This is a genomic window from Mycobacterium sp. E3305, from assembly GCF_001666785.1.
GTDB lineage: Bacteria > Actinomycetota > Actinomycetes > Mycobacteriales > Mycobacteriaceae > Mycobacterium.
In genome coordinates this window covers 1-7,677 of the sequence record NZ_LZJA01000044.1, presented here as the reverse complement: position 1 = coordinate 7,677, position 7,677 = coordinate 1, and the positions used below count along the sequence as shown (strand labels likewise).

Annotated in this window: 12 protein-coding genes; 7 read left to right on the top strand and 5 right to left on the bottom strand. The window is 67.5% G+C overall.

Translation table 11 applies throughout. The features are described from left to right. A partial coding sequence (locus tag A5701_RS04820) for a hypothetical protein (protein ID WP_231972767.1) occupies nucleotides 1-369 on the top strand: 369 nt, incomplete at its 5' end. Nucleotides 370-415: 46 nt separating this feature from the next. On the opposite strand, the gene A5701_RS04815 is transcribed toward A5701_RS04820, so the two are convergent. The 3 genes from A5701_RS04815 to A5701_RS04805 all read right to left on the bottom strand — a co-directional run bounded on the left by A5701_RS04815 (nucleotide 416) and on the right by A5701_RS04805 (nucleotide 1,476). Continuing rightward, on the bottom strand, nucleotides 416-718 hold the full coding sequence (locus tag A5701_RS04815; protein ID WP_067749329.1) for a DUF4193 domain-containing protein: 303 nt from the start codon (nucleotides 716-718) through the stop codon (nucleotides 416-418). Between the two features lie 76 nt (nucleotides 719-794). Then, on the bottom strand, nucleotides 795-1,085 hold the full coding sequence (locus A5701_RS04810; RefSeq protein WP_082950332.1) for a hypothetical protein: 291 nt from the start codon (nucleotides 1,083-1,085) through the stop codon (nucleotides 795-797). A 79-nt stretch (nucleotides 1,086-1,164) separates the two neighbouring features. Beyond that, nucleotides 1,165-1,476 (bottom strand): hypothetical protein, encoded by a 312-nt coding sequence (locus A5701_RS04805; RefSeq protein WP_067749326.1) that lies wholly within the window; start codon nucleotides 1,474-1,476, stop codon nucleotides 1,165-1,167. Between the two features lie 210 nt (nucleotides 1,477-1,686). On the opposite strand from A5701_RS04805, the gene A5701_RS04800 reads away from it, so the two are divergent. Beyond that, the gene (locus A5701_RS04800) at nucleotides 1,687-2,370 is read left to right on the top strand and encodes an HAD family hydrolase (protein WP_067749315.1); all 684 of its coding nucleotides are present in this window, start codon (nucleotides 1,687-1,689) and stop codon (nucleotides 2,368-2,370) included. Here A5701_RS04800 and A5701_RS04795 read toward each other — a convergent pair. Together A5701_RS04795 and A5701_RS04790 are read right to left on the bottom strand one after the other, a co-directional pair. After that, nucleotides 2,347-2,847, bottom strand: a complete 501-nt coding sequence (locus A5701_RS04795; RefSeq protein ID WP_067749333.1) for a DUF6328 family protein — start codon at nucleotides 2,845-2,847, stop codon at nucleotides 2,347-2,349. The two genes, A5701_RS04800 and A5701_RS04795, sit on opposite strands and share 24 nt — an antisense overlap. A 151-nt stretch (nucleotides 2,848-2,998) precedes the next feature. Further along, nucleotides 2,999-3,367 carry an STAS domain-containing protein gene (locus A5701_RS04790; protein ID WP_156669914.1) on the bottom strand — a complete coding sequence of 123 codons (369 nt, stop codon included), beginning with the start codon at nucleotides 3,365-3,367 and terminating at the stop codon, nucleotides 2,999-3,001. 162 nt (nucleotides 3,368-3,529) lie between these two features. Between A5701_RS04790 and A5701_RS04785 the strand changes: the two genes are divergently transcribed. The 5 genes from A5701_RS04785 to A5701_RS04765 all read left to right on the top strand — a co-directional run. Continuing rightward, complete coding sequence (locus tag A5701_RS04785) at nucleotides 3,530-4,432, top strand: STAS domain-containing protein (RefSeq protein ID WP_067749310.1); 903 nt, start codon at nucleotides 3,530-3,532, stop codon at nucleotides 4,430-4,432. A gap of 22 nt (nucleotides 4,433-4,454) precedes the next feature. Continuing rightward, nucleotides 4,455-4,844 (top strand): STAS domain-containing protein, encoded by a 390-nt coding sequence (locus A5701_RS04780; RefSeq protein ID WP_067270791.1) that lies wholly within the window; start codon nucleotides 4,455-4,457, stop codon nucleotides 4,842-4,844. Further along, complete coding sequence (locus A5701_RS04775; RefSeq protein ID WP_067749308.1) at nucleotides 4,834-5,244, top strand: anti-sigma regulatory factor; 411 nt, start codon at nucleotides 4,834-4,836, stop codon at nucleotides 5,242-5,244. The genes A5701_RS04780 and A5701_RS04775 overlap by 11 nt, the downstream gene beginning before the upstream one ends. Then, complete coding sequence (locus tag A5701_RS04770; protein ID WP_067749307.1) at nucleotides 5,237-5,863, top strand: SpoIIE family protein phosphatase; 627 nt, start codon at nucleotides 5,237-5,239, stop codon at nucleotides 5,861-5,863. Before A5701_RS04775 ends, A5701_RS04770 begins: the two co-directional genes overlap by 8 nt. Beyond that, nucleotides 5,860-7,677, top strand: a 1,818-nt coding sequence (locus A5701_RS04765) for a SpoIIE family protein phosphatase (RefSeq protein WP_067749306.1), incomplete at its 3' end; no start/stop codon positions are given. The genes A5701_RS04770 and A5701_RS04765, both read left to right, overlap by 4 nt.

Genomic DNA, 7,677 nt, shown 5'->3' with positions numbered 1-7,677 from the left:
GCGCTGGTCTCCGCCGTGCTGGTGGTTCTCGTGCTGACCCCTCTCCCGCCGAACTGGCCGTGGGACATTCCGACCATGATCCTGGCCGTCTTCACGGCGGTGGCCACGGTGACGTGTGGCCTGTTGTGGTTCGACAATCCGCACCCGCTGCCCCGCCCCGATTCGCTGGTGATCGTGCCTTTCACCCGGGCGGAGAACCTGCGACTGATGGCGGCTCAACCGGTGGAGCCCTACCGCGCGATCTGCGCCTGCCCGGGCTGCGGCGACACGTCCGCGCACCTGATCCGCGAGCCCGGCAAGGACGAACCTGACTGGGCGATGGTCACCCGGCGCTGCGCCGTGTGCGAGCGCGAATGGGCGCAATCCTGAAATTCGTTGCCCGCCAACGCTCTAACCCTGCCCAGGGTTTACGGCCCTAGGCGCAGTCGGCGCAGATCTGCAGGCCCGCCTTCGTGCTGCGCAACCGGCTGCGGTGCTGCACCAAGAAACAACTCGAGCAGGTGAACTCGTCGGAGCGCTGGGGAATCACCGTCACGGACAGCTCTTCACCGGACAGGTCGGCGCCGGGCAGCTCGAAGAAGTGGACGTCGTTGGGATCTTCATCGACCACTGCGGTGACCGAGCCCTGCAAGGTCGGGGCCAGCTCGCGTATCGCGGACTTGTCCTGAGTGTCCATGTCGGAGACCCGGCGTGCGTCATAGTCGCTTGCGGTCGCCATGGCAGTTCCTTCCTGCTGATGAGCCGGGCTGACGCACTTTCCTGTACTCATCCCGTTGGCGCAGGCTGTACCCCGTTCAGGCTCGAGTTACACCGACCGTCTCGAAAAAGTTGCGCCGGCGGAACCTGAGCTGCCTCAGCCGCCGGGCCGCGGCGGGGTAATGCGCCAGCGCCAGGCCCAACCACGGCGCAACGACCGAGACCAGCAGCGCCCCGATGGCCACCCCTTCGTGCCCCACCAATAGCTCGAACAAACCGATCGCCAGGCTGACCGCCCAGACGGCCACGGCCGCGAGGCCGAGCAGCGGGAAATCCCGCTCGTACTCGGCCGGATAGTTTGCTGCTCGCAACGGGACTGGCGCGACCATGATCGACTCTTACCCGGTCACGACCGCGATCAAACGTGTGGTTGGCCCGAGGCGGGCAGGTGTTCGTTAGCTCACAGGGTCAGCTGCTCGGCGGCGGGGCGGGCTGGTCGGAATTCGCGGCGTGCCAGGCAAGTTCGGCGTCGCGCACCTTGCGATGGGTGCGCGCCAGCCACACCACGCTCGCCGCACCCAGCAGCGCGGCCAGGACCACCGCGGTCAGGCCCGCCGCAAAGTGCCGGGTCGCCAACTCGAATAGACCCACGATCAGGGCGAGCACCGCGACGGCCGAGCCCGCCAGGCCGGGTGCGTTGGCCCCGTTGGTGACGGTTTCACCGGCGTGCTGACGGAACGTCCGTTGGTGATCGATCGGGTCATCGTTGCGGGAATTCAACTGGCCTCCTCGCGAGAAATCTTGCGCGTCAGGGTGATTCGTGCGGCATCTGGCCCGCCGATCGAGCCGGCGCCTGAGGCGGCGGCCACCCCGCGACCCATAAACCGCAACCGCTTCGCGGGATCATCAACGGCGGTTACCCGCCGCCCCAGTCCCCAAACCGTTCGCCGCACCGGTGTCAGCCGGCCCCGAGGTGGGTATGCCGCGCAGATGAAACCCGCCGTTCTGTTCGACGTCGACGGAAGCCTGATCGACTCCAACTATCTGCACGTCTGCGCGTGGCTGCGCGCCTTCGACGACGAGGGACTGCCCGTGGCCGCCTGGCAGATCCACCGTTGCATCGGAATGGACGGCTCCACATTGGTCCGGACCCTCTCCGATGACGCACCGGACGAGGTTCAGGAGCGGCTGAGCGACGGGCACAGCCGTTACTACCGGGAGAGCACCCACCTGCTCACGCCCCTGCCCGGCGCCCAGGCGCTGCTGCGGCGGGTCGCCGACCTGGGCCTGCAGGTCGTGCTGGCGACGTCGGCGCCCGACGACGAATTAGAGATCTTGCGCAAGGTCCTCGATTGCGAGGAGGTCATTTCGGAGACCACGTCGTCGCGGGACGTCGACACCGCCAAACCCGAGCCGGGCATCGTGCAGGTCGCGCTGGACCGCGCCGGGGTCAACGCCGATCATGCGGTGTTCGTCGGGGACGCCGTGTGGGATGCGCACGCGGCGGGAGGCGCCAAGTTGCCGTGCATCGGCCTGCTCAGCGGCGGGATCGCGCGCGAGGAACTGCAGGCGGCGGGTGCGTCACCGATCTTCGCCGATCCCCAGGACCTGCTGAACCATCTGGACTCGACGCGAATCCACGAACTCGCGCTACATGCCGCGCGAGCGCAGTAGCAGCGGCAGCAGCCACCAGAAGAACGTAAACAGCGTCAGCGCACACGCTCCCGCGATCAGGGCCGGGCTGCGCCCCGCCACCGCGGCGAACACGATGACCGTCACCCCGGTCAGGGCGAGGCCGAGCAGCGCCAGCCCCGCGTAGGCGCACCGATGGGCGGCCGACACCAAGACCTGTAGGCGGTGCCGGCGGAACAGCATTCTGTGCATGCCTACCGGGGCGATCAGCAGGACGGTCGCGCCCACCGAACAACCCACCGTGATCAGGTAGGCGTCGCGCAGGACGGGCGCCAGGACGTCGAACCGCTGCTGGAACGGCAACGTCAGCAGGAAGCCGGTGAGCAGCTGCACCCCGGTCTGCACCACGCGCAGCTCCTGCAGCAGGCTGTTCCAATTGCGGTCCAGCCGTTGGATTTCAGTTTCGCCGCGCTCGCGGCTGTCCCAGTGCTGGTCGTCTTGCGGGTGATCGACGTCCATAGCCGTGATCATCGCACCTGGCGCACCCGCCAGCGCCGTTTCCCGACGAGGAATCGAGGTGTTGAATTCGAATTGCACTCGGCGGTCGGCCGATTTGCAATCGAATTCCACCAAATACGTTGTGCCGCAAGACACGGCGATACCCGAGCGCCTAGCGGCTGATGTTGTCGTCCCGGACCGCGGTCAGGGCGTCGTCGAGCGTCGGGTGCAGCGGGAAGGTCTTGTCCAGGCCGGTCAGGTGAATCGGCCGCCTGGTTGCCGGACCACGCGCGACCACCCCGAACCCCGTCGCCTCGCCCAGCTTCTCGTACGTCGCCGCCAGGATCTTCAGCCCCACCGAACCGAGGAACTCCACCGCCGAAAGATCGATGACCAGAGCCGCCGGGTTCTCCGCCACTACCGCGCCGATGGCCTGTTCCAGGGCCGGCGCCGTGACCAAATCGATTTCGCCGCTGACACTGACCACGGACACGCCATCGTGGTCCTCAACCAACGTGGTAATCGAATCAGGAGCTGACAATGGCGATCCTTTGTCCTGGGCCTTAAGTGTGGTGCAAGCCTAGCCTGCGTTGCGAACTGCGAGAAGAATATGCCCTCGACACCTGCCCCGCGACAACCCACGCTAGTCTCGCAAAATCGAGCCTGCACGCGACGGGGCGCGAACCGGCACTCGGGAGGCCACATGTCAGATTCGCCGTCGGAGTTCGGCAGCGCGGGTGCCGCCGCCCAGGCAGCCACCATTTCCAGCGAGGGCCTGCTGCCCCAGCTCGTCCAGCATCTGCGGCAGAACCGAACGGTGCTGCGCGAGGAATGGGCGCGCAGGATCACCGAGGCCGAACTGCTCACCGCGATGACGCCCGAGGAGCTGTTCTCCGAGGCGACCGCCGTCTACGACAACTACGTGGAGGTGCTCGAGACCGGTAGCGTCGAGGCGCTGCAGGCCTACGCGCGCGACCTGTCGGAGCGCATCATTCCGCGGGGCGTGGAAACCGACGAGGTCGTCGGCATCGTGTTGTTGCTGCGTGACGTGCTGGCGCGCTCGTTGTTCGAGAAGTACCAGGCCGAGTTCGAGATGCTCAACCGGGTGCTGGACGCCTACGAACCGGCGGCCAACCGCATCGCCAACACCGTGGCCGTGTCCTTCGTGCAGGAACGCGAGCGCATCATCCGCCAGCAGCAGGAGGCGATCCGCGAGCTGTCGACGCCGGTGCTGCAGGTGCGTGAGCAGTTGCTGATTCTGCCGATCATCGGTGTGCTCGATTCCCAGCGCGCCCGCCAGGTCACCGAGCAGCTGTTGAGAGCCATCCGCGCGAACCGCGCGAAGGTGGTGGTCATCGACATCACCGGCGTGCCGACCATCGACTCCACGGTGGCCAACCACCTGGTGCAGACGGTCGACGCGTCGGGCCTGATGGGCGCCAGCGTCATCATCACCGGCCTGTCCTCCGAAATCGCCCTGACCCTGGTGACGATCGGCCTGGACCTGTCCAAGATGAACGCGGTCGGCGACCTGCAGGGCGGCATCGAGGAAGCCGAGCGCCTGCTGGGCTACGAAGTCTCCCGCACCGGCGAGCAGCCAGGCTAGACATCAGGAACGCGAGCGCCCCATGCCAGTACCGATTCTGAAACAGGGTGCGATTCTGATCGCCTCGGTACAGGCCGCGCTCAGCGATTCCGACGCCGAGCGGCTGCGCTACGACCTGATGGAGCGGGTCAGCCGGTTCCGCGCGCAGGGCATCATCGTCGACGTCACCGCCATCGACGTGATGGACTCCTTCGCGGCCCGGTCGCTGCGCACGATCGCGCACATGACCCGGCTGCGCGGCGCGGACACGGTGATCGTCGGACTGCAGCCGGAAGTCGCCTTCGCCATGGTCCAGCTGGGGTTGGCGTTCGACGACATGAACACCGCGCTTGACCTCGAAGAGGGCCTGGCACTGCTGAATCGCCAACTGGCGCAACGAAAACCGACGATCGGGCGCGACGGTGGCGGCTGATATAGTCGTCGACATCGACAATTCCGACGACATCGTCGAAGCTCGCAAAGCCGGACACCAACTCGCCCTCGATCTGGGATTCTCCCTCACCGACGTCACGATGATCGCCACGGCGATCTCCGAGATCGCGCGCAACATCACCAGCTACGCCGGCCGGGGCACCGTCCGAGTGTTCGTGGCCGACCGCGACGGCCGCAAGGCCCTGGTGGTGCGCGCCGAGGACGAGGGTCCGGGCATCGCCGACATCGAGCGGGCGATGGAGGACGGTTATTCGACCGGTCGCGGGCTGGGAATGGGCCTGCCCGGCTCCCGCCGGCTGATGGACCGACTGTTCGTGGAGTCGGCGCTGGGCAAGGGAACGGCCGTCGAGATGTGGAAATGGGTGCCGCCCCGTGCATGAGAACGGCCGGTTCGGTCCCATCGAGTGGGCGAGGGCGGGGCGCCCTCTGCCCAGCGAGTACACCTCGGGTGACCGGGGCCTCGCCGTCGACCTCGCCGGCGCCGCCGCCCTGTTCGGCGTGGTCGACGGCCTCGGCCACGGCCCCGAAGCCGCAGCCGCCGCGCTGCGCGCCGTCGAAACGGTCCAGCGCTCCAGCACCGAGCGCCTGGAGGTGCTGATCCAGCTGTGTCACCGCGTGCTCGAGGGCAGCAGGGGCGTCGCGATGACCTTGGCGCGTATGGACTTCGCGGCCAACACGCTGACCTGGACCGGCGTCGGCAACGTCACCGCCGACCTGGTGGCCAAATCCCCGACCGGCGTGCAGATTCGACACAGCGCGCGGCTGACCGCGGGAATCGTCGGCTACCGCATACCGGAAATCCGGCCGGCGCAGATCATTTCGATCCGTCCCGGGGACCTGCTGGTGATCAGTACCGACGGGATCACCGAGAATTACCTGGACCACATCGACTTCTCGGCCACCGCCGTCGTCATCGCCGAGGAACTGCTCGGTAAGGACGCCAAGGAAACCGACGATGCCATGGTACTGACCGCTCGTCATCGGGGGACTTCGACGTGAGCGACAGCGACGACTTCCACGCCCAGTACGCCGCGGCCTTGCGCGCCTACATGCAGGCGCGGGACGAGGACAGCCTGGCCGCCGCGTACGAACTCGGCCGCCGGGCCCTGCAAGAGGAAGTCAGCCTGCTCGCGATCATCGAGCGGCACGTGCAGCTGATTCTCGGCCTGGCCAAGGACATTCAGATCGACGCGCCGATCGCGCTGGAATTCCTGTTGCAGATGCTGGTCCCCCTCGACATCGCCACCCGGGGCTTTCTGGACGGCACGCGCCGCTTCGCGCGCGAGCGCGCCCGCGCCGAGGGGCTGGCCGACCGCGACAGATTCCGCACCGCGGTCGTGAATTCGTTGCAGGAGGGATTCTTCGTCGCCGACCACGAGGGCTCCGTGATCGAGATGAACAACGCCCTGATCGAAATCCTGGGTTATCCGGCGGAGGGTCTGCCCTACCGATGGCCACATCCGTGGTTGGTCGACCAGAAGGGCGCGAGCCAACAACAGTCGCTGGTGCAAAGCATCGGCGCCACCGCCTACGAGACACCCATCCGCCATCGCGACGGGCATCTGGTCTGGGTAACGGTCAGTATCAACGCCGTTCAGGGCAGCGGCAGCGACCAGGACGTCTTCGTGGGGACGATCCGTGACATCACCGCCGAACGCGCCTTCGCCGCAAGGGAAAGCGCGGTCCTGCGCCTGGCGACGGCCGTGGCCGTCGCCAAAAGCGTGGACGAGCTGCTGTCCATCACGCTCGACGAGTGCAGCACGGCGATCGACGTGCAACGCGTGGTCGCGATCTCGTGGCCGACCGGCGAGGGTGAACCCACCGTGCAGGTGGCGGGCGAGTCGTCCCAAATACCTTGGCGCAGGCTGGATCCGTGGCTGCGCCGGACGTTTGAGGACGCCCGCCATCAGCTGCCGCTGACGGCGAGAACGGTCGAGCACCCCGACAATCCCGGCAAGGCACAGGGTTTGGTGGCGGTACTCTCCGGCGCGGGCGACCTGGCGTTGTGGTTGGAGCTGCGCTCGCCACGCTGGGTCAGTGCCGAAGACCGGCTGCTGGTCACCGTCCTCATCGGACACCTCAGCCTCGCGATGCAACACGTCCGCCAATTCGAGAGCGCCCGCGAGACGTCGCTGACCTTGCAGCGCGCCCTGCTGCCGACGATGGAGCCGCCGCCGGGCTTCGCCGTGCGTTACGAGCCCGCCGTCCCGCCGTTGGAGATCGGCGGCGACTGGTACGACGTGCTGCCGATCGGCGACCACCGCATCGGCATCGTGGTCGGCGACTGCGTGGGCCGTGGCCTGCCGGCGGCCGCGGTCATGGGTCAGCTACGCAGCTCCGCGCGGGCGTTGCTGATCAACGGGGCCGAGCCCGCGCTGCTGCTCGATCAACTGGACTCGGCGGCCTCGCTCATCCCGAACGCCTACTGCACCACCGTCTTCCTGGCGATCCTGGACACCGAATCCGGGGTCCTGCAGTACAGCAACGCCGGCCACATGCCCGCCCTGCTGGTGGGGCCGGAACCGGACACGACCGCGATGTTGACCGACGCGGCGTCGGTGCCGCTGGCCGTGCGCCGCGCGGAACCCCGCCCGCAGGCCAGTCGCGTACTGCCACCGGGGTCCACCCTGATGCTGTTCACCGACGGGCTGGTGGAGCGCAAGCACGAATCCATCGACGACGGGATCAACCGGGCCGCCGCGGTCCTGGTGAAGACGACCGCGCTGCCACTGGATTCCGTCGCCGATGCGGTTTTGCGTGAGTTGGCCCCTCCGGCTGGGTATGACGACGATGTGGCAATGGTGATCTACCGG

What these genes read in the sequence shown, in the direction of transcription:
- A5701_RS04815 (WP_067749329.1), bottom strand. Translation starts at nt 718, where the DNA reads ATGGCGACCGCAAGCGACTATGACGCACGCCGGGTCTCCGACATGGAC.
- A5701_RS04810 (WP_082950332.1), bottom strand. Translation starts at nt 1,085, where the DNA reads ATGGTCGCGCCAGTCCCGTTGCGAGCAGCAAACTATCCGGCCGAGTAC.
- A5701_RS04800 (WP_067749315.1), top strand. Translation starts at nt 1,687, where the DNA reads ATGAAACCCGCCGTTCTGTTCGACGTCGACGGAAGCCTGATCGACTCC.
- A5701_RS04795 (WP_067749333.1), bottom strand. Translation starts at nt 2,847, where the DNA reads ATGGACGTCGATCACCCGCAAGACGACCAGCACTGGGACAGCCGCGAG.
- A5701_RS04785 (WP_067749310.1), top strand. Translation starts at nt 3,530, where the DNA reads ATGTCAGATTCGCCGTCGGAGTTCGGCAGCGCGGGTGCCGCCGCCCAG.
- A5701_RS04780 (WP_067270791.1), top strand. Translation starts at nt 4,455, where the DNA reads ATGCCAGTACCGATTCTGAAACAGGGTGCGATTCTGATCGCCTCGGTA.